This is a genomic window from Catellatospora sp. NPDC049133 (assembly GCF_040648455.1).
In the GTDB taxonomy this organism is placed as follows: Bacteria; Actinomycetota; Actinomycetes; order Mycobacteriales; family Micromonosporaceae; genus Catellatospora; species Catellatospora aurea.
The window spans coordinates 1-20,801 of record NZ_JBEZDT010000011.1 but is presented as its reverse complement, the minus strand read 5'-3'; the positions used below and the strand labels follow the sequence as shown (position 1 = coordinate 20,801).

Sequence of the window (20,801 nt, the reverse complement as noted above, 5' to 3'; positions counted from 1 at the left end):
CTACTCGCGTGGTGACTCCTCAAACGGCAGGATGAGAGACATGAGCATTCCGGGTGCGGGACTCGGCAAGGGTCTGGCGGTCACGCTGAAGACCCTGGTGACCCCGTCGACGACGCAGCAGTATCCGGACGTGGCCCCTGAGCTGCCGCCGCGCTCCCGGGGCGTGATCGCCCTGCGCGAGGAGAACTGCACGGTGTGCATGCTGTGCTCGCGCGAGTGCCCGGACTGGTGCATCTACATCGACTCACACAAGGAGGAGGTCGTGGTGCCGGGCGCGGCCCGCCCCCGGCAGCGCAACGTCCTCGACCGGTTCGACATCGACTTCTCCCTGTGCATGTACTGCGGCATCTGCATCGAGGTGTGCCCGTTCGACGCCCTCTACTGGTCGCCGGAGTTCGAGTACGCCGAGTACGACATCCGCGACCTGATGCACGACAAGGACCGGCTCGGCGAGTGGATGGCCACCGTGCCGCCGCCGCCCCCGCACGATCCGCTCGGTGAGCCGTCGAAGGAGGAGACCGCCGTGGCCAAGCGCGCGAGCGCCTCGTGACGTTGCAGGACGTGCTGCTGTCGGTGGCCGGCCTGGTCGCGGTCGCGGGCGGGCTCGCGGTGGTGACCACCAAGCAGCTGGTACGGGCCGGCCTGTGGCTGGTCGTCGCGCTGGGCGCGGTCGCCGTGGAGTTCCTGCTGCTCGGCGCGGAGTTCGCAGCCTGGGTGCAGGTGCTCATCTACGTCGGCGCGGTGGTCGTGCTGCTGCTGTTCGCGGTGATGCTGACCCGCGCGCCGATCGGCCGCAGCACCGACCTGGACCGCCCGGCCCTGCCCGCGGCACTGGTCGGCGCGGCTTCCGGGCTGGGCCTGTCGGCGCTGTTCATCGCCGTGTTCGGGCAGTTCCGGGTCACCCCGCCCGCGGTCGGCACGGCCGAGCGCATCGGCGGGTCGGTCTTCGACGACTGGGTGCTGCCGTTCGAGGTGCTGTCGATCCTGCTGCTGGCCGCGCTGGTCGGCGCGATCGTGCTGTCGCGCCCGTCCGCCCCGCCGGCCGATGCCCTGGCCGACGCGGTCGCGCAGGGGAGCAGCCGATGATCCGACCGGTGATCCCGCTGGTGACCGCGGCGCTGCTGTTCGGGCTGGGTGCGTACGGCGTGCTGCGGCGGCGCAACGCGGTGCTGGTGCTGATGTCGGTCGAGCTGATGCTCAACGCGGTGAACCTGATCCTGGTCACCGGCGACACCCTGCGCGAGCGGGTGACCGGCCAGGTGTTCGCGCTGTTCGTCATCGTGATCGCGGCGGCCGAGGTGGGCGTGGGCCTGGCGCTGGTGCTGCGGCTGTTCCGGCTGCGCCAGGACATCAACACCGACCGGGTGGCGCTCGACGACGAGCCGCGCGCCGCCGCGCCGTCCGAGGAGCCCGCGCTCGCGCTCGACGGGGAGCAGGCATGATCGCGACTCTGGTGCTGGCCCCGCTGGTGTGCGGGCTGGTGGGCCTGCTGCTGCCGATGCGCAACCGGCCGCTGGGCGCGGCCCTGGGCATCGCGGGCGCGGCGATCAGCCTGGCGCTGACGGTGCTGCTGCTGGCCGACGGCACGCGGGGCGAGTTCTCGGCGACCTGGGTGCGCTTCGGCGACCTCGGGGTGACGCTGACGGCGCTGGTCGACACCCGCGCGCTGCTGATGTCCCTGGCGGTCGGCGTGGTCGCGCTGTGCGTGCAGGTGTACTCGGTGGGCTACCTGGCCGGGGACGGGCGCTACGGTCCGTACGCCGCGCAGATCTCGATCTTCACCGGCGCGATGCTGACCGTGGTGTTCTCCGGCGACCTGATCTCCCTGCTGATCGGCTGGGAGGTGATGGGCGCCTGCTCGTACCTGCTCATCGCGCACGACCGCACCCTGCCCGAGGCGCCCGCCGCCGCGGTGAAGGCGTTCCTGGTCACCCGGGTCGGCGACGTCGGCTTCCTGCTCGGCATCGTGCTGCTGGGCGTGACCGCCGGCAGCTTCCGGATCACCGAGGTGCTGGCCGCCGTCCCGGCGATGTCCGGCGTGACGGTGACCACGGCGGCCCTGCTGCTGCTCGCCGGGGTGGCCGGCAAGAGCGCGCAGTTCCCGCTGCACACCTGGTTGCCCGACGCGATGGCCGGCCCGACGCCGATCTCGGCCCTCATCCACGCCGCCACCATGGTCGCCGCCGGTGTGTACGTGGTAGCCCGCCTCTTCCCGGTTTTTGCGGCCTCCCCGACGGCGCTGGCCGTGATGGCGGCCATGGCCGGGATCACGCTGCTGCTCGGCGCGCTGGCCGCGACCGCCGCCGACGACATCAAGCGCGTGCTGGCCTGGTCGACGGTCTCGCAGCTCGGCTACATGATGGCCGCGCTGTCCGCGAAGGCCGTCGACGCGGCGATGTTCCACCTGCTGGCCCACGCGGCGTTCAAGGCGCTGCTGTTCCTGTGCGCGGGCTCCGTGATCCACGCGGTGGGCAGCAATCTGATGTCGCGCATGGGCGGCCTGCGCAAGGACATGCCACTGACCTTCTGGACCATGACCATCGGCCTCGGCGCGCTGATCGGCCTGCCGCCGTTCGTCGGCTTCTTCAGCAAGGAGGCCGTGGTCGGCGCGCTGCACACCCAGCCGGCGCTGTGGCTGGCCGCGCTGCTCGGCGTCGCGCTCACCGCCTGGTACTCCACCCGCCTGTGGCTGCTGACCTTCTTCGGCCCGGCCCGCGACAGCGCGGTGCACGCGCACGAGCCCGGCTGGGCCATGCGCGCCCCGCTGCTGCTGCTCGCTGTGCCCGCGGCGGGCCTGGGCGTCGGCGCGCTGGTCGCCGACTACGAACTCGCCCACCTGGGCGTCGAGCTGGTGCTGCCGCTGGTCCTGGCCGTGCTCGGCGTGGCCGCCGCCTGGTGGGGCTGGCGTCGCGCGGACGCCGGAGACCCGGCGGCGGTGCTCGGCCAGGCCGGACCGTTCCTGGCGGGCGGCCTCGGCCTGGACACGGTGCAGGACCGGCTCGTGGTGCGGCCGGTGCGGGCCCTGTCGAGGGCGGTCACCGCGGTCGACGTGTCCGGCGTGGACGGCGCGGTCAACGGCCTCGGCCGGGCAACCGCCGGGGCCGGAGCCGGGCTGGCGGCCTGGCACCGCGCGGCGCTGCCCCGAGCCCTGGCCGGGGTGCTGATCGGCGCGGTGCTGGTGACGGTGACGGCGGTGGTGTTCGCATGAGCGAGCTCCGCGAGCGAATCAGCGGGCTCAGCAGACATGCCACCGACGAGCGCAGCGAGGAGGAGGCATGAGCGAGGACTTCGGACGGCCTGGGGTGGCGGCATGAACACTTCCGCGTTGCTGCTGATCGGGTCGTTGGCGGTGCCGCTGGTCGGCGCGGTCGCCGCGCTGCTCGTGCGTGGTCGCGGCGGCACGGTCGTGGCGACCGTCGCTGCCGCGCTCACCCTGCTGCTGACCGCGCCGCTGCTGCTGGGCCGGGAGACCGCCCGGCCGTCCGGGCTGTGGCACGAGGTCGACAAGCCATGGGTGCCCGACCTGCAACTGCGGCTGCACCTGGGCGTGGACGGCATCTCGTACCCCCTGGTCGTGCTGACGGCGCTGCTGACCCTGCTGTGCTGCGGCTACCTGCTGTGGCAGCGGCCGGAGCGGGCCAACCAGCTCGCCGCGCTGCTGCTGGTGATCGAGGTGGGCATCCTCGGCACCTTCCTCGCCTTCAACCTGGTGCTGTTCTTCCTCGCGTTCGAGGTGGTGCTGCTGCCGATGGCGGCGGTCATCGCGGGCTGGGGCGGCCCGGCCCGGCGCGCGGCGGCGCTGAAGTTCGCGCTGTACACCCTGGCCGGGTCGGTGCTGCTGCTGGTCGGCGTGGTCGCCGTGGTGACGCAGACCGGCACCGCCGACATCGCCCGGCTCACCACCGAGCAGGGTCTGCTGCCGCACGACGCCCAGCTGTGGATCTTCGGGCTGTTCGCGGTCGCGTTCGCGGTGAAGAGCCCGCTGTGGCCGCTGCACACCTGGCTGCCCGACGCGCACACCGAGGCCCCGACCGTCGGCAGCGTCATCCTGGCGGGGGTGCTGCTGAAGATGGGCACGTACGGCCTGATCCGGGTCGGGGTCGGCGTGACGCCCGAGGGCGCTTCGGCGTTCGCGCCCGCGCTCGGCGTGCTCGCTGTCGCCGCGATCCTGATCGGCTCGCTGGTCTGCCTCTCCCAGACCGAGGTCAAACGCCTGATCGCGTACTCGTCCGTCGGGCACATGGGTTTCGTGCTGCTCGGCATCGCCACCCTCAACGAGATCGGCCTGCAGGCCGCGCTGATCGGCAACATCGCCCACGGCCTGCTCACCGGCCTGCTGTTCTTCCTGGCCGGTGCGATCAAGGACCGGGCGCACACCGGCCTGCTCGCCGACCTGGGCGGGCTGCGCGAACGCCAGCCCTGGCTGGCCGGCGTGCTCGGCTTCGCCGCCCTCGGCAGCCTCGGCCTGCCCGGCCTCGCCGGGTTCTGGGGCGAGGCGTTCGCGGTGGTGGCCGCCGTGCAGCGCGACGGCACGCTGTGGACCGTGCTGGCGGTGCTGGCCGCGATCGGCGGCGCGCTGACCGCGGCGTACCTGCTGCGCCTGCTGCGCCGGGTCAGCCACGGCCCGCAGGCCGCGGCGCTGGCGGGCGCACCTGAGGCCCGCGTCCCGGAACTGGTCGCCTGGTCGCCGCTGGTGGCCCTGGCACTGCTGCTCGGCGTGATGCCGATGCTGGTGCTGGGCATGTCCGCCGACGCGGTGGCCGCACTGACGAGAGCGGTGGCGCCGTGAACCTGCAACTGATGCTGCCCCTGCTGGTCGCCGCCGGGACCGCCCTCGCGGTGCTGGTGGTGGATCTGATCACGCAACCGCGCTGGCGCTGGCCGCTCGGCGTCGGACTGCTCGGCGCGGTGGCGACCGCCGTGACCGCTGCCTTCACCGAGCCGCGCCAGATCGGCACCTTCTGCGCCGGCCTCGCCGCACCCGGCAGCGACGCGATCATGCCGGTGGACTGCGCGCTCGTCTTCGACTCCCGGGCCCGCCTGGTGGCGGTGCTGGTGGCGGCGCTGACCGTGGGCGCGCTGCTGCTCTACGTCCCGGCGCTGCGCCGCGGCGATGCCCCCGCGGGCGAGACGGTCTTCCTGTTCGCGTGCGCGATGACCGGTGGCGTCGCCCTCGCCTCCGCGGGCGACCTGATCACCCTGATCGTGGCGCTGGAGACACTCACCATCCCGCTGTACGCCCTGGTGGCGCTGCACCGGCGGCGGGCGGGCGAGGCCGCGGCGGCCGCGGTGACCTTCTTCGCCAACAGCGTCGCCGCGACCGCGGTGACCCTGCTCGGCGCGGCGCTGCTCTACCTCGCCTCGGGCACCGTGCAGCTGCGCGGCCTGGTCTCCGCGCCGCTGTTCGCCACCGGGCAGTGGCGTCCCGTCGCGCTCACCGGCCTGGCGCTGATCCTGGTCGGCCTCGGCTTCAAGGTCGCCGCGGCGCCCTTGCACGCCTGGGCCCCGGCCACCTACGAGGGCGCGCCCGTGCCCGTCGCCGCGTTCCTGTCCACCGCCTCGAAGCTGGGCGGCGTGGTGGCGATCCTGATCGTCGTCGACGGCGTGCTGGCCACCGGCGCGGCCGGCGACGACCGCAGCATGTTCATCACCGCCGGCATCACCCTGGCCGTGCTGGCCGCCCTGTCGATGCTGATCGGCACCCTGGTCGCCCTGCGCCAGCGGCGCACCGTACGCCTGCTCGCCTGGTCCTCGATCGCGCAGGCCGGGTTCATCCTCGCGCCGCTGGGCGGGCTCACCGGGCTGGCGCTGGCCGGTCAGGCCGACGGGCTGCTCGACGCCGCGCTCGCGTACACCGTCTTCTTCCTGGTCCTGGAACTCGCCGCGTTCAGCGCGGTGGTGGCGCTGCGCCCGGACGCGGCGGACGGCGGCAGCCTCGCCGACCTGCGCGGCCTCGGCCGGACCGCGCCCTGGCGGGCCGCCGCGCTCACCTTCGCCCTGGTCGGCCTGGCCGGCCTGCCGCCGATGCTGGCCGGCCTCTTCGCCAAGATCACGGTGATCCAGGCGCTGCTGCGCGTCGACTCCTACCGGCTCGCCCTACTGGTCGCCCTGGTCTCCGTCATCGGCCTCGCCGTGTACTGGCGACCCGTCGCGGCGCTCTACGGCGCGGCCGACGTGTCCGGCGGATCCGATGCCGGCCCGGCCGCCCGCGTGGCGTGGGCTCCGGTGGCCGCCCTCGGCCTGGCCACCGCGGCCGGGCTGCTGCTGACGGTCGACCCGCAACTGGTCTACAGCGTGGTCACCGCCTGGCGGTGACCACGCTCCGGCCGCGGTTCGGCGCTTCGAGCGCGCCCGGCCCGCGCGAGCGGTGCGTCGTGTGCGCCTTCACATCAATTTTGATGTGGCCACATCAAAATTGATGTGAACCGCCATCCCGAGTGACCCTGCCGCGAGGCGGCTGATTTGCCTTGAACCGGGCAAGCCGCTCGCAACGGATAACATGAACTTTCAGCATGTTCACAGCCCGCAGCGGGAACGTGGATGCCAGGAGCACTGGTTGCACCAGATGCGCGGCACACCCACCGCGCCACTCGTGGAGGGAAGGCATGCACAGCCACAACGGTCTGAAGACCGCAGCCCTACTGGGCCTGCTGACAGCGATCATCCTCGGCATCGGCTACTGGTTCGGGGGCAGCACCGGCCTGTTCATCGCCGTCATCGTGTCGCTGCTCATGAACGGTGTGAGCTACTTCTTCTCCGACAAGCTCGCACTGCGCTCGATGCGCGCCCAACCGGTCAGCGAGGCTGATTTCCCCCAGCTCCACCAGATGGTGCGGGAACTGTCGCAGCAGGCCGGACAGCCCATGCCCCGCCTGTACGTCAGCCCGACCATGCAACCCAACGCCTTCGCCACCGGCCGCAACCCGCAGCACGCGGCGGTCGCGGTCACCGAGGGCATCACCCGCATCCTCGACTACCGCGAACTGCGCGCCGTCATCGGCCACGAGCTGTCGCACGTCTACAACCGCGACATCCTCATCTCCAGCGTTGCCGGAGCACTGGCCGGCATCATCACGATGCTGGCCAACCTCGCCTGGTTCATCCCGCTCGGCGGCGACGACGAGGACGGCCCCAACCCGCTGGCCCTGATGATGATGCTGATCCTCGGCCCGCTGGCCGCCACGATCATCCAGCTCGCCATCAGCCGCAGCCGCGAGTTCCAGGCCGACGCCTCGGGTGCGCAGCTGACGAACGACCCGCTGGCCCTGGCCAGCGCCCTCAAGAAGATCCACATGGGGGTACAGCAGATGCCGCTGCCCGCCGAGGGGCAGCTCGCCAGCTCTGCCCACCTGATGATTGACAACCCGCTGAAGGGCGGCGGCATCGCGTCGCTGTTCTCGACGCACCCGCCGATGGAGGAGCGGGTCCGGCGCCTGGAGGCCATGGCCGCCAGCTCCGGCCCCATCCAGTACATGCGCTGACGCAGCACGCGAAAGGCCCCGCCACATGGCGAGGCCTTTTCGTGTCCTCAACGTTTGGACCCCCGCGCCTTCCGGGGCGTAGCTAGGGCCCCGAACCCCCGCGAGGGCAGGACCAACGTACGACACCCGTACGACAGAATCGCGGGGCTGTGCCGGGATCCTGGCGTGCCTGCGTTGATGCGGGTCAGCCGTGATCCCGGCTACTGCTACCGGTAGTTGGTGAACTGGAGGGCGACCTCGAAGTCGGCTCCCTTGAGCAGGGCGATGACCTCCTGCAGGTCGTCCTTCTTCTTGCCGGTGACCCGGAGCTGGTCGCCCTGGATCTGCGCCTGGACGCCCTTGGGGCCCTCGTCGCGGATCTTCTTGGAGATGGCCTTCGCCTTCTCCTGGTCGATGCCCTGAATGATCTTGCAGTCGATCTTGTAGACCTTGCCGGAGGACTTCGGCTCGCCGGCGTCCAGCGACTTCAGGGAGATGTTGCGCTTGATCAGCTTCTCCTTGAAGACGTCGAGCGCGGCCTTCGCCCGGTCCTCGGTGTTGGCCTGGACGGTCACGCCCTCCTCGCCGGCCCAGGCGATGGATGCTCCCGTGTCACGGAAGTCGAACCGCGTGCCCAGCTCCTTCTCAGCCTGGTGCAGAGCGTTGTCCACCTCCTGCCGATCAACCTTGCTGACGATGTCGAACGACGGGTTAGCTGCCATGCGTACCGTTTTAGCAGATCCGGCGGCGCGCCGTGCTCATGGTCCAACCCGCTTGCACACGGCTGCGGACATACCGCTATCCTTAGCGAGCCAACATCGCGTGCGGTGCTGGCGACGCTGTTACCAGGCGGGTTGCCCGAGCGGCCAATGGGAGCGGACTGTAAATCCGTCGCGAAAGCTACAGAGGTTCGAATCCTCTACCCGCCACCAGCAGCAAGAACGCGGCTCTGACCGGCAAGAACGGTCAGAGCCGCGTTTCGTATGTGGTCCCGGCGTGTCCGGCTGAGTCTGGCTGTCTGCGGCTGTGTCGGGGATGGTGGGCGGGGTGCGACTCCCCGGGGCCGAGGTTGAGCAGCCGCCGACAGAGGGTGAGCCGCCGCAGGCGGCCTATCTGAGGTCACGACCGCCACCGGTCACCCCTGGCTGCTTGCAGGGGCGGCGGCGATGGCGCACGGCTCATACCCTTCGCACCATGATGAAGAAATCGATTGCCTTGATCGGGAACGTGGGCGGCATCTGCATTGCTGTGGCGTTCTTCATGCTGCTCAGCCTGTTCACGACGAAGCTCGGGCCGGAGGGAATCGTGACCGTGGCCGGGGTCCTTTTCATCGGCGGCGCTCTGCTGCGCATCGAGGCTGCGATACGACGGACCAAGTCCGACTGAGCCTCCTGCATGAAGGCCCGGCCCGCGACGGTGCGGGCCGGGCATGGTGGTCGGGTAGATGGGCCAGAACGCGAGCCCGTACGCCTCGTGGATGTGCACGTACTCGATGTCGGTGCGGGCGGCGCGCATGGCCTGCATCGGCCGGCGCTGCCGATTCCGCTGTGGGATGTGGCGGCGAGCGTGGCGGGGACGGGTTAATTGGGGCGACAACTGTCGCACCGCACCCAGAGAATCCCCGCGTGACGCTCTCCGCCCTTCTCAGTCGTGCTCGCCCCCCGTCGCCCCTGGCGGGCCGCCTGTCCGTGCAGTCGCTGCTGTTCGCGCTCGGCGAGGGCACGTTCATGACGGGCTCGGCGGTGTTCTTCACCAAGATCGTCGGACTGTCGGCTGCCCAGGTCGGTCTCGGCCTGACGCTCGCCGGCATCGCCGCCTTCCTCGCCGCGGTGCCGATGGGCAAGCTGGTCGATCGGTACGGGCCGAAGAAGATGTGGGCGGTCAGCGCTGCCGGGCAGGCGGCGATGTTCGCGGTCTGGCCGTTCATCACCGACTTCAAGGGCTACGTGCTGATGGCTGTCGGCATGGAGGTGATCGGCGCGCTCGGCGCCGCCGCCTACGGGGCATACACGATCGACGTGCTGCCGCCGGACGAGCGGGTGAAGTCACGCGCCTACATGTACTCCGCGCTCAACCTCGGCTTCACCCTCGGCTCGGTGATGGGCGGTATCGCGCTCGCGTTCCACTCCAACGAGGTGCTGCACGCGCTGCCCTGGTTCACCGCCGCGGTCTTCCTGGTCAACGCCGCTGCCGTCACCCGGCTGCCCAAGGCTTCACACGACGAGCGCACTCCGGAAGACCGCAAGGTGCGCATTCCCGGCCCGGGTCCGCTGCGCAACACGGGCTGGCTGCTCACCACGTTCTTCAGCGGGGTGTTCTGGACCAACCAGGTGCTGCTGAACGTCGTCATCCCGCTCTGGCTGGTCGAGCAGACCGACGCGCCGCGGGTGCTGCTGGCCTTCCTGTTCGCCACCAACACCGTGATGTGCATCTTCCTGCCGATGGTCACCTCGCGCGGCGTCAAGGATCTGCCGACCGCGCTCAAGGCGATCCGGCTGTCCTCGGCCTTCTTCGTGCTCTCCTGCCTGATCACGCTAGCCACGCACGACACCGTCGGCTGGGTGACGATCGCTCTGGTCTGGCTGGGCCACGTCACCGTGACCGGGGCCGAGCTCTACCTGTCGGCGGCGAGCTGGTCCTTCGAGGCCGAGCTGATGGATCCGCGCCAGCGCGGCGCCTATCAGGGCGCGGCCGAGCTGAGCGGCACCCTCGGCAAGGTCTGGGCGCCGGCGGTGTACACCTTCCTCGCGTTGAGCTGGGGCGCGGCCGGTTGGCTGGTGATCGCCGGCATCATCCTGCTCGCCACCGTCGCCATCCATCCGTCGACCCGGCTGGCCCGGCGATTCCTCGAACGGCACGTCCCCGCGGATGTGCTGGCCGACGCCCGCGCCTCCGCTGGCGATGCCGACGAAGGCGCCGGTGCGCCGTCACCCGGTCCGGCCGACGTGTCGCCGCCGGAGCCGGTCGGCAGCCGCTAGGCGCGCTGCCGCTTGGTGGAACAGCCGGTCAGTCGGGGGTCTGGCCGGAGGGCCGCCGCCGGGCGAAGGTCCGGCCGCCGAGGTAGGCCAGACCGACGACCAGCAGGGCGGCGGCGGCGAACAGGAACAGGATTTCAGGGACGCTGAGGTTCTCGAACACCCCGCGAGGATAGGGGTAAGGGGCCGAGCGTGCAGCCCCGGATCGGACGAACGTATGAGTTCGTCGATGCGTGGCCGCCGCCCGGCCGCGAAAGCCGGCTCTGGGCGGCCTTCGATCAGGGGACCTGGCCTGCGGCGATGACTGCGGCGGTGGGCATCGCGAGCCGGCCGCCCTCGTCGAGATGGGCCGCCACGGTCCGGTCGTAGCACGCCTTGACCTCCGCGACCGCCGCGTCGTCCAGGACGGCCAGCATCGCGCCGAGCACGCCTATCCCGTTCGCCGGTCCGGCCCACCAGTCCTCGGGGTCGGCGCGGTGGATCCAGGTGACGGTGTGCGCGGAGACCTCCGCCAGGCCCGCACCGCGCAGCAGGTTCGCGAGTCCGTCGGTGTCCCGGGTGAAGTTCAGCTCCTCGGCGACCAGCGGTGCGGATTCCGGGCGGCGCAGGCCGCAGGCAGCCGCGATGGTGGCCCAGAGCTGCTGGAGCGGTGGTGCGGGAGCCGGCCAGACGCTCACCGCGATCCGGCCGCCCGAGCGGGTGACGCGGCGCAGTTCCGCGACCGCCGCAGCGGGGTCCCCGACGTGGTTGACGACGAAATTGCCGACCACGGCGTCGAAGCACCGGTCGTCGAGCGGCAGGTCGGGCAGCACGCCTTGGCGTACGTCGGCGCCGGGCGCCTCGTGGCGGGCCGCCTCGACCATGCTCTGCTCGGCGTCGACCGCGGTGACCACCGCGCCGCGCGCCAAGCCGAGCGCCGCGACGGTGCCGGGTCCCGTGCCCGCGTCGAGCAGCCGGGTCCGCTCGCCGACCTCGGCCGCGTCGAGCAGTGCCCCGGCGGTGTGCCCGCACAGGGCGGCAAAACTGCGCCGGTACGCCGCGGCGCGGTCCCGCCACAGGCGACGCTCGTAGTCGTCGAAGGGTGTCGTCACCGGCCGGAGCCTACCGGCGGCTTCGGGCCCGCCACTCGGCGGCGAGCAGCGAGTAGACCTGTGCGTCGTGCTTCACGCCCTGGTAGGGGAAGGCTTCGCGCAGGACGCCGTCGAGGGTCATGCCGAGCCGCTTCGCGCAGGCGATGCTGCGCGCGTTGCCGGGCACGGTGCGCCACTCGACGCGGTTGATGCCACGCTCGTCGATCGCCCAGGCGATCATGCGCGTGGCGGCCCGGGTGATCAGGCCGCGTCCCTCGGCGTGCGGGGCGAGCCAGACGCCGATCTCGGCGGTGGAGAAGCGGACGTCGAACGTGCGGAAGAGGGTGCCGCCGACCAGTTCGCCGTCGAGCCAGATTCCGTAGATGCGGCCGGCGTCGCGAGCGGCTTCTTCGGCGTATCGCTGCAGCCAGGCCCGGGTCAGCGGCTCGTCGGTGAGGGCGACGGACCAGGGGAGCCAGGGCGCGAGATGGGCGCGGTGCCGCTCGATGAAGGCCGTGAACTGCTCGGCGTAGGCGGGTTCGAGGGCGCGCATCTCGGCGGTGTCGGTGAGGCGGTGGGTCAGCACGGGGGGCTCCAGTCTCGCGTACCAAACGTTTGTTATGTATGTTGGCGTAGCGTAACCGATGGACCAGAGGAGTGGCGATGCCCGCGCGCGGTGACCATGACGCCAGGCGTCGGGACGTTTCCCAGGCGGTGTGGGAGGTGCTCGCGGCGAAGGGCTTCGGCGGGCTGACCCTGCGCGCCGTCGCCGCGCAGCTGGGTGCCTCGACCGGGCTGCTCACGCACTACTTCCCCAGCAAGAAGGCGCTGATGCGCCATGCGCTGGAGGTCGCGCACGAGCACGGGCAGCGGCGCGAGCGACCGGTGGCCGAGGGTGAAGGGCTGCCCGGCCTGCGCGCCGCGCTGCTGCACGTGATGCCGCTGGACCCGGAGATCGCCGCGATGAACAGGGTGTGGGTGAGCTTCTGGGACGCCGCGCTCGGGGACGACGAACTCGCCGCGGCCGAGCTGCGGCGATACGAACGCTGGCGGGGCATGCTGCGGCCGCATGTCGAGGCGGCCGTCCGCTTGGGGCAGTTGCCGGCCGACGCCGATCCCGACGACGTCGTGGCCACCGTGGCCGGGTTCGCGCACGGGCTGGTGGTGCAGGCGCTCTTCGACCCGGCCCGGTTCCCGCCGCAGCGGCAGATCAAGCTGGTGGACGACTTCGTGGCACTGCTGGCCCGCTGACCGGTGGGAGGGGACGCCTCGCGGTGGCGGCTCCGGCGGGTCAGCGGTGCAGGTGCTCCAGGTTGCGCCATTCGCCCTGCGCGCACAGGCCGTCGGCGACCCTCCGGGCCTCCCGCTCGGTGGCGTACTCCCGCATCACGGAGCGCCCGTGCTGGCGGTGCTCGACCTCCCATGGCCCGGCCGGGTTGACGCGCAGGAACACGTCCTGGCGCCGGTAGCTGGCGGTGGTTCCGTTCCAGCGGTGCTCTACCAGTCGCATCATGGCGGTATCGTACACATGTTCGAACCACGGTCAAAGACTGTTCGGGGCCTGCCCAGGGACGTACAGTGTTGCTTCGCGCACCTGCCGTCGGGAGGGCTGGTTCGGCCGGATATTCGAATCACCACCGAACGGCTAATTATCCGCGTGTCGGCGGCGTGGCACGTCATCCGGACTTCCTCCGTGCCAGCGACTGTGGCACGATCCATGGCAGTCCCTTATCTTTTCTGCTGTCCTATGGAGTCGAAGATGCGCACACGCAGGCTTGGCCGTCTGATGAGCCGTGGAGCTGTCCTCCTCGCTCTCAGCGCGGCTGCTCTCGGCGTCGCGAACCCGGCTCAGGCGGACCGGGGGACGCCGGACAAGCCGGCCGAGCCGGCGGCGGAGCTGCTCAGCACCGACTGGGGAATCGTCCAGCCAGTCCAGCCGGACCGCGGCGAGCAGGACCTGGACGGCCCCATTGTCCGTACGGAGTCCACCGACTGGGGCTGACGGGCAGGCCCCGTGGTCCCAGATCGGTCTGAGCGGAGCGGACAACGGCATTGGCTAGAGCTATCCGACGCGCCCAGCGTTCCGCGGAGCTCGCGTGGCTGATCACCGGACCGCTCGTCCTGATCACCCTGGGGCTGACGGCGCTGGTGGTGAACCGGAGCGTCGCGCCGCCCGTGGGCGACTGGGACCTGGCGCTGGTATTCCTCGGGCTCTTCCTCGGCGCCGAGATGGCCGTGGTCCAGTTCGAGATCCGGCGCCATCATTTCGTCGTCACGCTGGCAGACATCCCGTTCGTGCTCGCCCTGGCCTATCTGCCGCCGGTGACGCTGCTCGTGGTCCGAGTGCTGGTCTACGCGTTCGTCCAGTGGCGCCGCGGCACGGTGCCGGTCAAGGCCGCCTTCAACATCGCGCTCATGGCCGCGGGCACCGCCTGCGCGAACCTGGTCGTGTTGAGCGGCGGCCCGATCGACCCGAGAGACCCGGGGACGTGGGCCGTGCTGGCCGTCGCCGTGCTGACCACGGACGCCGTGCAGGTCGCCGGCGTCGCGGGTGTCATCAGCCTGGTGCAGGGCCGTCTCGCGCCGCAGGAGCTGGCCTCCACGGCGGTGCCCGGCGCTGTCGTGGCCGTCGTCAACACCACCATCGGTCTGGCCGTGCTGGTGATCCTGCAGCAGGGCCCGGCGGCCTACCTGCTGCTCGCCGTGCTGGTCGCGTTCTTCTTCCTCATGTACCGGTCGTATGCGCGCTCCTCGAACCAGCACCGCACGCTGACCGAGATCTACGACCTCACCGGCGCCATCTCCGACACCCCGCATGACGGCACCCTGCCCGACGTCCTGCTGGGCCGGGTTCGGCGGCTGCTGCAGGCCGAGTACGCCACGCTGTGGCTGCCCGCCCAGGGCCGCCACCCCGAGGTGCTGCTGAGCGCGCGGGCCGACGACAAGGGCCTGCTCGACGTGGCGGGCACGCCGGAGTCCCTGCGAAAGCAGGCGGTCGAGACCGGGCAGACGGTCGCCGCGAGTGCCAAGCTCGGCGACGACCAGCTGCGGACGCAACTGCGCGAGCACGGCACCAAGGACGCCATCGTCGTGCCGCTGCGGGCCAGCTCGGCCGTCATCGGCACGCTCGAGGTGGCGGGCCGGCTCGGTGACAACCTGTCCTTCGACCCCAACGACGTCCGCCTGCTGGAGGCGATCGCCGCGCACGCCGCGGTGGCGGTGGAGAACAACCGCCTGGTCGACCGGCTGCGGTTCGACGCGTACCACGACGCCCTCACCGCGCTGCCCAACCGCCGGCGCATCAACCAGGCGCTGGAGGAGGCGGTCCGCGTCCGGGCGCCCGGCGAGGTCGTGGCGGTGCTGATGTTCGACGTCGACGGGCTGCGCGACGTCAACGACTCGCTCGGCCACGCCGCGGGCGACCAGCTGCTGGCCGAGGTCGCCACCCGGCTGCGCACGCTGTCGCCGCCCGCCGCCCTGGTGGGCCGGGTCGGCGGCGACGAGTTCGTGGTGACGCTGCGCCTGCCCAACGCCGAGGCGGCGCTGCAGCTGGCGGCGGAGCTGCGCGGCCAGCTGCAGGACCCGATGACCTTCGGCTCGCTTACACTGGACGTCGACACGGCGGTCGGGCTCAGCCTGCACCCGGAACACGGCTCCGACCCGGCGACGCTGCTGCAGCGCGCCGACGTGGCGACCCACTCGGCGAAGGCGCTGGCCGGCGGGGTGCAACTGTTCGACCTGGCACTGGAGTCGCGCTCGGTACGCCGGCTCGGGCTGGCCGGAGACCTGCGCCGCGCCCTGGACAACGACGAGCTGGAGGTCTACTTCCAGCCCAAGGTCACGCTGCGGGACCGCCGCCTGGTCGGCGTCGAGTGCCTGGCCCGCTGGGAGCACCCGACCCACGGCGCGGTGCAGCCGGAGGACTTCGTCGCGGTGGCCGAGCACACCGGGCAGCTGGCCCGGCTGACCGAGGTGGTGCTGCGGGAGGGCCTGCGCCGGGCCCGCCAGTGGGTGGACGCCGGCCGGCCGCTGTCGGTGGCGGTGAACCTCTCGCCGCGCACGCTGGTCGACCCGGCCTTCCCGGACCGGGTGGACGAGCTGCTCCAGGAGTACGGCGTGTCCCCCGACCGGCTGACCCTGGAGATCACCGAGGACGGCGTGGTGGACGGCGTCGACCGGCTGCTGCCGACCCTGCGCCGGCTCTACGACCTCGGCGTGCACCTGAGCGTGGACGACTTCGGCACCGGCTACTCGTCCCTGTCCTACCTGCGCCGCCTGCCGGTGCACGAGGTGAAGGTCGACCGCTCGTTCGTGCAGGGCATGGCCACCGACCCCGGTGACCTGGCCATCGTGCGGGCCGTGGTGGACATCTCGCGGCACTTCGGGCTGAGCGTGGTCGCCGAGGGTGTGGAGAGCGAGCTGACGCTGGAGCTGCTGGAGGAGATCGGCTGCGACATCGGGCAGGGCTTCCTGTTCAGCCGGCCGCTGCCGTACGAGCGGCTGGAGGCCTGGCTGGGCGCTCAGACCGATGCCGAACCGACCCCGCTGGGCGAGGTTCGCCGCCTGCGTGCGGTGGGCTGAGCCACACCGCGCCGCGCCGGGGGTAACCCGATTTCCGCGGCGGCTGGTTGTTGTGTACTCTTACCAAGGCGCGCGGCGAGGTGGGAAATCACCTGGCAACGAGCACGCCCCCTTAGCTCAGTCGGCAGAGCGTCTCCATGGTAAGGAGAAGGTCTACGGTTCGATTCCGTAAGGGGGCTCGACCGGACTCCCGGTGCATCCACCGGGAGTGCCCGCCACGGCGGTGTAGCTCAGATGGCAGAGCAAGCGGCTCATAATCGCTGTGTCGCCGGTTCAATTCCGGCCACCGCTACGCTGTGTTGAATCGCTGGCGCGTGTCGCCAGTCAACGCGAGATCGCAGATCGGTGAGATATTCCCTGGTCGCGGTGTGAGGGTCGCCATGGCGAGCCTTTTTGCATGTCTGGATGGACGTCGTCTATCGTGGCATGCCGGTAACTCAAAGAAGCTTGTTCTAGAAAGGCACTCCCGTGGCCAAGGCGACTGACGTACGTCCAAAGATCACCATGGCGTGCGTGGACTGCAAGGAGCGGAACTACATCACCAAGAAGAACCGGCGTAACGACCCGGATCGGATTGAGCTGAAGAAGTTCTGCCCGCGCTGCGGCAAGCACACCGCGCACCGCGAGACCCGCTGACCTGACGGTCGAGCAGACGTTCCCAGCAGGGGGCGGCCCATCGGGCCGCCCCCTGCTGGCATAGGTTCACGGGTATGCCGTTGGACCAGTCATTCACCGGTCGGACCTATCCGCCGACCGAGCCCTACCAGGTGGGCCGCGAGAAGATCAGGGAGTTCGCCACCGCCATCGGCGCGGAGGACGCCCTGTACCACGACGTGGAGGCCGCGCAGAAGGCCGGCTATCGCGACGTCGTGGCCCCGCCCACCTTCCCGATCATCCTGAGCTTCGCCGCCATGGAGCAGATCGTCACCGACCCGGAACTGGGCATGGACTACACCCGCGTGGTCCACGGCGACCAGCGCTTCTCGTACCGCCGCCCGATCGTCGCCGGGGACGAGCTGGTCGTCGTCAGCAGCATCGACGACATCACGCACCGCGGCGGGCACGACTTCCTGACCACCCGCGCAGAGCTGGCCACGCCGGCCGGCGAGCCCGTGGTGACCGTGGTGTGCAAGCTCGTCGTCCGAGGGCATGGTGAGTGAGATGGCGTACGAGAAGGGGCAGCAGCTGCCCCTGCAGACGTTCCGGGTGACCCGGGCCGACCTGGTCCGCTACGCGGGCGCGTCGGGCGACTTCAACCCGATCCACTGGAGCGAGCGCACCGCCGTCGGCGTGGGCCTGCCCGGGGTGATCGCGCACGGCATGTACACCATGGCGCTGGCGGGCCGGGCGGTCACCGGCTGGGTCGGTTCCGCCGACGCGGTGCTCGACATCGGGGTCCGGTTCACCCGTCCGGTGCCGGTGCCCGACACCGATGAAGGCACCGAGGTGGAGTTCACCGCGGTGATCAAGAGCGTGTCCGAGGACGATCTGGTGACCTTCGACCTCACCGCGACCTGTGCGGGCGAGAAGGTGTTGGCGCAGGCCAGGGTCGTGGTCAAGCAGATCTGAGGACGGCTCGATTGGGCGGCCGGCCGGTGCCGAGAGAAAATAGGGAGTGCCAGTTGGCCCACTCGCCTGTCTACCCGTACACTGGTCGGCCGTGGGGTTAGTGAACTCCGCCGGTGGCTTTCGGCCTCCGGCAGGGTGCTCTTTCCCGCACAGGGGTGTGGCGCAATTGGCAGCGCAGCGGTCTCCAAAACCGCAGGTTGCAGGTTCGAGTCCTGTCGCCCCTGCTGGCTCTGGCCTACCGGCCCGCGGTGGGCGATCATGGGAATCGGCCCACCGGTTGTCTTCCGCGACGACCTCGGCTGGTGGACCATGGTCGTATGGCCCGTATCGGCCCCACAGCGTGGGGGCGGGTCAGATGTGACAGGTGCTCCTCGTGCGACTGCGTCGGGCACACGGGATCGTGTCCCTTCACGGTTCCGACACCACCCCGCGAGATGGAAGTAGGGCGAAGTGGCCGAGAGCAACCGACGTGGCGAGGACGCCGCGGCCGAGCACGTTGACGACGTGTTCGACGACGCTGTCGACGACGACACCCAGGACGACGAGTCCGGCGTCTCCGGCGGTGGCACCGCGACCAAGTCCCGCAAGGTGACGGACGGCAAGGGCTCCCGCGCGGTCAAGAGCGCCGAGAAGGCCGAGAAGGTCGGCTTCTTCGGCCGTATCGGACGTTTTGTCCGTGAGATCGTCGCCGAGCTGCGTAAGGTCATCTGGCCGACGCGGAACGAGCTGCTGACGTACACCGCGGTGGTCCTGATCTTCGTGTCGTTCATGATGGCTGTCGTGACGCTGCTGGACCTCGCCTACGCCAAGGGCGTGCTGTTCGTCTTCGGCGACGCGAAGTAACACAAACTACGGAAGTGAGCGGCTACGTGCCTGAGTACGACGAGACGGCCCAGACGGAAGACACCGAGGTGACCTCCGCGGTCGCGGTGACCGACGAGCCCGCACTTGCGACGGCACCCGCTGAGGACGAGTTCGACCCCGCCGCCGAGCTGCGCCAGAAGCTGCGCTTCGCGCCCGGCGACTGGTATGTCGTGCATTCGTACGCCGGTTACGAGAACAAGGTCAAGACCAACCTCGAGACCCGGATCACGAGCCTCGACATGGAGGAGTTCATCTTCCAGGTCGAGGTTCCGACCCGCGAAGAGGTCGAGGTCAAGAACGGCAAGCGCACCCAGGTGCAGAGCAAGGTCTTCCCCGGCTACCTGCTGGTCCGCATGGACCTCACGCCCGAGTCGTACTCGTGTGTGCGCAACACCCCGGGTGTGACCGGCTTCGTGGGTGCGACGGACCGGGCCGACCGCCCGGCGCCGCTGAGCCTCGACGAGGTGCTGAAGTGGCTGCTGCCCGCGGTGGAGCAGCCCGGTGCCGGCCAGAAGAAGGCCAAGGCCGAGGTCCGGGTGCTGGACTTCGAGGTCGGCGACTCGGTCACCGTCACCGACGGCGCCTTCGCCTCGCTGCCGGCCACGATCTCCGAGATCAACGCCGACCAGCAGAAGCTCAAGGTGCTGGTGTCGATCTTCGGCCGGGAGACCCCGGTCGAGCTGAACTTCAACCAGGTCGCCAAGATCTAGTTGCGGATGTGACCGCGCGGCGGGTGCCCTTCGGGGCCCCGCCGCGCGGCGTTTCCGGCGCTCCGCAGGTCACCTCAGGTGCGATGGCCCACCTCGCCGGATAGGCGTCCGCGAGTATGCGCTAACCTAGAACGTCCGGCCTGTGCCGCGTGCTGACCGTGCGCGCGAACGCACCGGCCGGTCCGGTGTAAACCACCCTGATCCGCCGAACGGGCGGGTCGACAAGTCCCAGGAAGTAGACATGCCTCCGAAGAAGAAACTCGTCAAGACGTTCACGCTGCAGCTGAAGGCCGGCCAGGCCACCCCGGCTCCGCCGGTCGGTCCGGCGCTGGGCCAGCACGGCGTGAACATCATGGAGTTCTGCAAGGCGTACAACGCCCAGACCGAGTCGCAGCGCGGTGACATCGTCCCGGCACAGATCAGCGTGTACGAGGACCGCTCGTTCACGTTCGTGCTGAAGACGCCGCCGGCCGCCCGTCTCCTGATCAAGGCTGCCGGTGTCGCCAAGGGCTCCGGCGTGCCGCACACCACCAAGGTCGGTTCGGTGACGCGTGCCCAGGTGCGCGAGATCGCCGAGAAGAAGATGTCCGACCTGAACGCCAACGACCTGGACATGGCCGAGCGCATCATCGCCGGCACCGCCCGGTCGATGGGCATCACCGTCAAGGACTGAATGCCGCACGCGGCATCCGCCGCCTGACGGTCGAAGTTTCGTGGGAGGGCCCGCCGAGGGCTCGACACAACCACAGGAGATCTTGAGAAATGAAGCACGGCAAGAGCTACAACAAGTCCGCTGAGCAGGTCGACCGGGACAAGCTGTACACCCCGGTCGAGGCGATCAAGCTGGCGAAGGACACCACGAAGGTCAAGTTCGACGCCACGGTCGAGGTCGCGATGCGCCTCGGCGTCGACCCCCGCAAGGCGGACCAGATGGTCCGCGGCGTGGTCAACCTGCCGCACGGCACCGGTAAGACCGCCCGCGTGATCGTCTTCGCCTCCGGCGAGAAGGCCGCCGAGGCGACCGCCGCCGGCGCCGACGCCGTCGGGACCGACGAGCTGGTGGCCCGCATTCAGGAGGGCTGGCTGGACTTCGACGCCGCGATCGCGACGCCGGACCAGATGGCCAAGATCGGTCGGATCGCGCGGATCCTGGGCCCGCGCGGCCTCATGCCGAACCCGAAGACCGGCACGGTCACCATGGACATCGCCAAGGCGGTGGCCGACATCAAGGGCGGAAAGATCACCTTCCGCGTGGACAAGCACTCGAACCTGCACCTGATCATCGGCAAGGCGTCGTTCTCTGCGGAGCAGCTGGTCGACAACTACGCCGCGGTGCTGGAGGAGGTGCTGCGGTCCAAGCCGTCGGCGTCCAAGGGCAAGTACCTGAAGAAGGTCTTCGTGACCACCACGATGGGCCCCGGCATCCCGGTCGACCCCAACGTGACCCGCAACATCCAGGAGAACCCCGAGGCCTGATCCGCCTCGCCACTCCACGCCGAAAGCGCCGCCCCCCCCAGCGGGGGGGGGGTTTCCCGTTGGCCCCCCCCCGCCCCCCCCCCCCCCCCCCCCCCC

At 70.5% G+C, this 20,801-nt stretch carries 24 protein-coding genes and 4 tRNA genes; 23 read left to right on the top strand and 5 right to left on the bottom strand.

Going from position 1 to position 20,801, the window contains the following annotated elements; translation table 11 throughout:
* The first annotated feature begins 40 nt into the window (after positions 1–40).
* The 7 genes from AB0B35_RS14455 to htpX all read left to right on the top strand — a co-directional run bounded on the left by AB0B35_RS14455 (position 41) and on the right by htpX (position 7,481).
* Positions 41–550, top strand: coding sequence for an NADH-quinone oxidoreductase subunit I (locus AB0B35_RS14455; RefSeq protein WP_120317202.1), 510 nt, complete (start codon positions 41–43; stop codon positions 548–550).
* Positions 547–1,086, top strand: a complete 540-nt coding sequence (locus AB0B35_RS14450; protein WP_361045016.1) for an NADH-quinone oxidoreductase subunit J — start codon at positions 547–549, stop codon at positions 1,084–1,086. Before AB0B35_RS14455 ends, AB0B35_RS14450 begins: the two co-directional genes overlap by 4 nt.
* Positions 1,086–1,442 (top strand): NADH-quinone oxidoreductase subunit NuoK, encoded by a 357-nt coding sequence (gene nuoK / locus AB0B35_RS14445; RefSeq protein WP_361045486.1) that lies wholly within the window; start codon positions 1,086–1,088, stop codon positions 1,440–1,442. The genes AB0B35_RS14450 and nuoK overlap by 1 nt, the downstream gene beginning before the upstream one ends.
* Positions 1,439–3,208, top strand: a complete 1,770-nt coding sequence (locus tag AB0B35_RS14440) for an NADH-quinone oxidoreductase subunit L (RefSeq protein ID WP_361045013.1) — start codon at positions 1,439–1,441, stop codon at positions 3,206–3,208. The genes nuoK and AB0B35_RS14440 overlap by 4 nt, the downstream gene beginning before the upstream one ends.
* A 102-nt stretch (positions 3,209–3,310) precedes the next feature.
* The gene (locus tag AB0B35_RS14435; RefSeq protein WP_361045009.1) at positions 3,311–4,789 is read left to right on the top strand and encodes an NADH-quinone oxidoreductase subunit M; all 1,479 of its coding nucleotides are present in this window, start codon (positions 3,311–3,313) and stop codon (positions 4,787–4,789) included.
* An 11-nt stretch (positions 4,790–4,800) separates the two neighbouring features.
* Positions 4,801–6,315 carry a proton-conducting transporter membrane subunit gene (locus tag AB0B35_RS14430; RefSeq protein WP_361045484.1) on the top strand — a complete coding sequence of 505 codons (1,515 nt, stop codon included), beginning with the start codon at positions 4,801–4,803 and terminating at the stop codon, positions 6,313–6,315.
* Positions 6,316–6,605: 290 nt separating this feature from the next.
* Positions 6,606–7,481: a zinc metalloprotease HtpX gene (gene htpX, locus AB0B35_RS14425; RefSeq protein WP_360536094.1), complete on the top strand. Its 876-nt coding sequence runs from the start codon at positions 6,606–6,608 to the stop codon at positions 7,479–7,481.
* Between the two features lie 206 nt (positions 7,482–7,687).
* On the opposite strand, the gene AB0B35_RS14420 is transcribed toward htpX, so the two are convergent.
* Positions 7,688–8,182, bottom strand: a complete 495-nt coding sequence (locus AB0B35_RS14420; protein ID WP_361045006.1) for a YajQ family cyclic di-GMP-binding protein — start codon at positions 8,180–8,182, stop codon at positions 7,688–7,690.
* Positions 8,183–8,308: 126 nt separating this feature from the next.
* Here AB0B35_RS14420 and AB0B35_RS14415 point away from each other — a divergent pair.
* The 3 genes from AB0B35_RS14415 (at position 8,309) to AB0B35_RS14405 (ending at position 10,438) form a co-directional block, all read left to right on the top strand.
* Positions 8,309–8,392, top strand: a tRNA-Tyr gene (locus tag AB0B35_RS14415).
* A 262-nt stretch (positions 8,393–8,654) separates the two neighbouring features.
* Positions 8,655–8,846: a hypothetical protein gene (locus AB0B35_RS14410; RefSeq protein WP_361045004.1), complete on the top strand. Its 192-nt coding sequence runs from the start codon at positions 8,655–8,657 to the stop codon at positions 8,844–8,846.
* A 239-nt stretch (positions 8,847–9,085) separates the two neighbouring features.
* Positions 9,086–10,438 (top strand): MFS transporter, encoded by a 1,353-nt coding sequence (locus AB0B35_RS14405; RefSeq protein ID WP_361045001.1) that lies wholly within the window; start codon positions 9,086–9,088, stop codon positions 10,436–10,438.
* Between the two features lie 28 nt (positions 10,439–10,466).
* On the opposite strand, the gene AB0B35_RS14400 is transcribed toward AB0B35_RS14405, so the two are convergent.
* The 3 genes from AB0B35_RS14400 to AB0B35_RS14390 all read right to left on the bottom strand — a co-directional run bounded on the left by AB0B35_RS14400 (position 10,467) and on the right by AB0B35_RS14390 (position 12,091).
* Positions 10,467–10,598, bottom strand: coding sequence for a hypothetical protein (locus AB0B35_RS14400; RefSeq protein ID WP_361044998.1), 132 nt, complete (start codon positions 10,596–10,598; stop codon positions 10,467–10,469).
* A 115-nt stretch (positions 10,599–10,713) separates the two neighbouring features.
* Positions 10,714–11,526: a class I SAM-dependent methyltransferase gene (locus tag AB0B35_RS14395; RefSeq protein ID WP_361044995.1), complete on the bottom strand. Its 813-nt coding sequence runs from the start codon at positions 11,524–11,526 to the stop codon at positions 10,714–10,716.
* 10 nt (positions 11,527–11,536) lie between these two features.
* Positions 11,537–12,091, bottom strand: a complete 555-nt coding sequence (locus AB0B35_RS14390; RefSeq protein ID WP_361044993.1) for a GNAT family protein — start codon at positions 12,089–12,091, stop codon at positions 11,537–11,539.
* A 77-nt stretch (positions 12,092–12,168) separates the two neighbouring features.
* Here AB0B35_RS14390 and AB0B35_RS14385 point away from each other — a divergent pair, with 77 nt between their 5' ends.
* Entirely contained in the window at positions 12,169–12,756 is a 588-nt protein-coding gene (locus AB0B35_RS14385) for a TetR/AcrR family transcriptional regulator (RefSeq protein WP_361044990.1), read from the top strand.
* A 40-nt stretch (positions 12,757–12,796) separates the two neighbouring features.
* On the opposite strand, the gene AB0B35_RS14380 is transcribed toward AB0B35_RS14385, so the two are convergent.
* A complete protein-coding gene (locus AB0B35_RS14380) occupies positions 12,797–13,018 on the bottom strand; it encodes a hypothetical protein (protein ID WP_203692245.1) in 222 nt (73 codons plus the stop codon).
* Positions 13,019–13,291: 273 nt separating this feature from the next.
* On the opposite strand from AB0B35_RS14380, the gene AB0B35_RS14375 reads away from it, so the two are divergent.
* The 12 genes from AB0B35_RS14375 to rplA all read left to right on the top strand — a co-directional run bounded on the left by AB0B35_RS14375 (position 13,292) and on the right by rplA (position 20,705).
* Positions 13,292–13,507 (top strand): hypothetical protein, encoded by a 216-nt coding sequence (locus AB0B35_RS14375; RefSeq protein WP_361044987.1) that lies wholly within the window; start codon positions 13,292–13,294, stop codon positions 13,505–13,507.
* Positions 13,508–13,557: 50 nt separating this feature from the next.
* Positions 13,558–16,086, top strand: coding sequence for a sensor domain-containing phosphodiesterase (locus AB0B35_RS14370; RefSeq protein WP_361044984.1), 2,529 nt, complete (start codon positions 13,558–13,560; stop codon positions 16,084–16,086).
* Positions 16,087–16,192: 106 nt separating this feature from the next.
* Positions 16,193–16,265 (top strand) — tRNA-Thr (locus AB0B35_RS14365).
* A 40-nt stretch (positions 16,266–16,305) separates the two neighbouring features.
* A tRNA-Met gene (locus tag AB0B35_RS14360) sits at positions 16,306–16,378 on the top strand.
* A gap of 176 nt (positions 16,379–16,554) precedes the next feature.
* A complete protein-coding gene (gene rpmG / locus AB0B35_RS14355) occupies positions 16,555–16,722 on the top strand; it encodes a 50S ribosomal protein L33 (protein WP_018347744.1) in 168 nt (55 codons plus the stop codon).
* A 74-nt stretch (positions 16,723–16,796) separates the two neighbouring features.
* Positions 16,797–17,246 (top strand): MaoC family dehydratase N-terminal domain-containing protein, encoded by a 450-nt coding sequence (locus AB0B35_RS14350; RefSeq protein WP_361044981.1) that lies wholly within the window; start codon positions 16,797–16,799, stop codon positions 17,244–17,246.
* A 1-nt stretch (position 17,247) separates the two neighbouring features.
* A complete protein-coding gene (locus AB0B35_RS14345) occupies positions 17,248–17,655 on the top strand; it encodes a MaoC family dehydratase (protein ID WP_360536117.1) in 408 nt (135 codons plus the stop codon).
* 151 nt (positions 17,656–17,806) lie between these two features.
* Positions 17,807–17,879, top strand: a tRNA-Trp gene (locus AB0B35_RS14340).
* A 226-nt stretch (positions 17,880–18,105) separates the two neighbouring features.
* Positions 18,106–18,498: a preprotein translocase subunit SecE gene (gene secE / locus AB0B35_RS14335; RefSeq protein ID WP_360536119.1), complete on the top strand. Its 393-nt coding sequence runs from the start codon at positions 18,106–18,108 to the stop codon at positions 18,496–18,498.
* A 68-nt stretch (positions 18,499–18,566) separates the two neighbouring features.
* Positions 18,567–19,229 (top strand): transcription termination/antitermination protein NusG, encoded by a 663-nt coding sequence (gene nusG, locus AB0B35_RS14330; protein ID WP_239167327.1) that lies wholly within the window; start codon positions 18,567–18,569, stop codon positions 19,227–19,229.
* 241 nt (positions 19,230–19,470) lie between these two features.
* On the top strand, positions 19,471–19,902 hold the full coding sequence (gene rplK, locus AB0B35_RS14325) for a 50S ribosomal protein L11 (protein WP_120317156.1): 432 nt from the start codon (positions 19,471–19,473) through the stop codon (positions 19,900–19,902).
* A gap of 89 nt (positions 19,903–19,991) precedes the next feature.
* Positions 19,992–20,705, top strand: a complete 714-nt coding sequence (gene rplA, locus AB0B35_RS14320; RefSeq protein WP_361044978.1) for a 50S ribosomal protein L1 — start codon at positions 19,992–19,994, stop codon at positions 20,703–20,705.
* Positions 20,706–20,801: the final 96 nt, after the last annotated feature.

Coding starts and splice junctions, on each gene's coding strand:
- AB0B35_RS14430 (WP_361045484.1), top strand. CDS start 4,801: ATGCTGCCCCTGCTGGTCGCCGCCGGGACCGCCCTCGCGGTGCTGGTG.
- AB0B35_RS14420 (WP_361045006.1), bottom strand. CDS start 8,182: ATGGCAGCTAACCCGTCGTTCGACATCGTCAGCAAGGTTGATCGGCAG.
- AB0B35_RS14410 (WP_361045004.1), top strand. CDS start 8,655: ATGATGAAGAAATCGATTGCCTTGATCGGGAACGTGGGCGGCATCTGC.
- AB0B35_RS14455 (WP_120317202.1), top strand. CDS start 41: ATGAGCATTCCGGGTGCGGGACTCGGCAAGGGTCTGGCGGTCACGCTG.
- AB0B35_RS14435 (WP_361045009.1), top strand. CDS start 3,311: ATGAACACTTCCGCGTTGCTGCTGATCGGGTCGTTGGCGGTGCCGCTG.
- AB0B35_RS14350 (WP_361044981.1), top strand. CDS start 16,797: ATGCCGTTGGACCAGTCATTCACCGGTCGGACCTATCCGCCGACCGAG.
- AB0B35_RS14345 (WP_360536117.1), top strand. CDS start 17,248: ATGGCGTACGAGAAGGGGCAGCAGCTGCCCCTGCAGACGTTCCGGGTG.
- AB0B35_RS14380 (WP_203692245.1), bottom strand. CDS start 13,018: ATGATGCGACTGGTAGAGCACCGCTGGAACGGAACCACCGCCAGCTAC.
- AB0B35_RS14385 (WP_361044990.1), top strand. CDS start 12,169: ATGCCCGCGCGCGGTGACCATGACGCCAGGCGTCGGGACGTTTCCCAG.
- rplK (WP_120317156.1), top strand. CDS start 19,471: ATGCCTCCGAAGAAGAAACTCGTCAAGACGTTCACGCTGCAGCTGAAG.
- rplA (WP_361044978.1), top strand. CDS start 19,992: ATGAAGCACGGCAAGAGCTACAACAAGTCCGCTGAGCAGGTCGACCGG.
- AB0B35_RS14375 (WP_361044987.1), top strand. CDS start 13,292: ATGAGCCGTGGAGCTGTCCTCCTCGCTCTCAGCGCGGCTGCTCTCGGC.
- AB0B35_RS14440 (WP_361045013.1), top strand. CDS start 1,439: ATGATCGCGACTCTGGTGCTGGCCCCGCTGGTGTGCGGGCTGGTGGGC.
- htpX (WP_360536094.1), top strand. CDS start 6,606: ATGCACAGCCACAACGGTCTGAAGACCGCAGCCCTACTGGGCCTGCTG.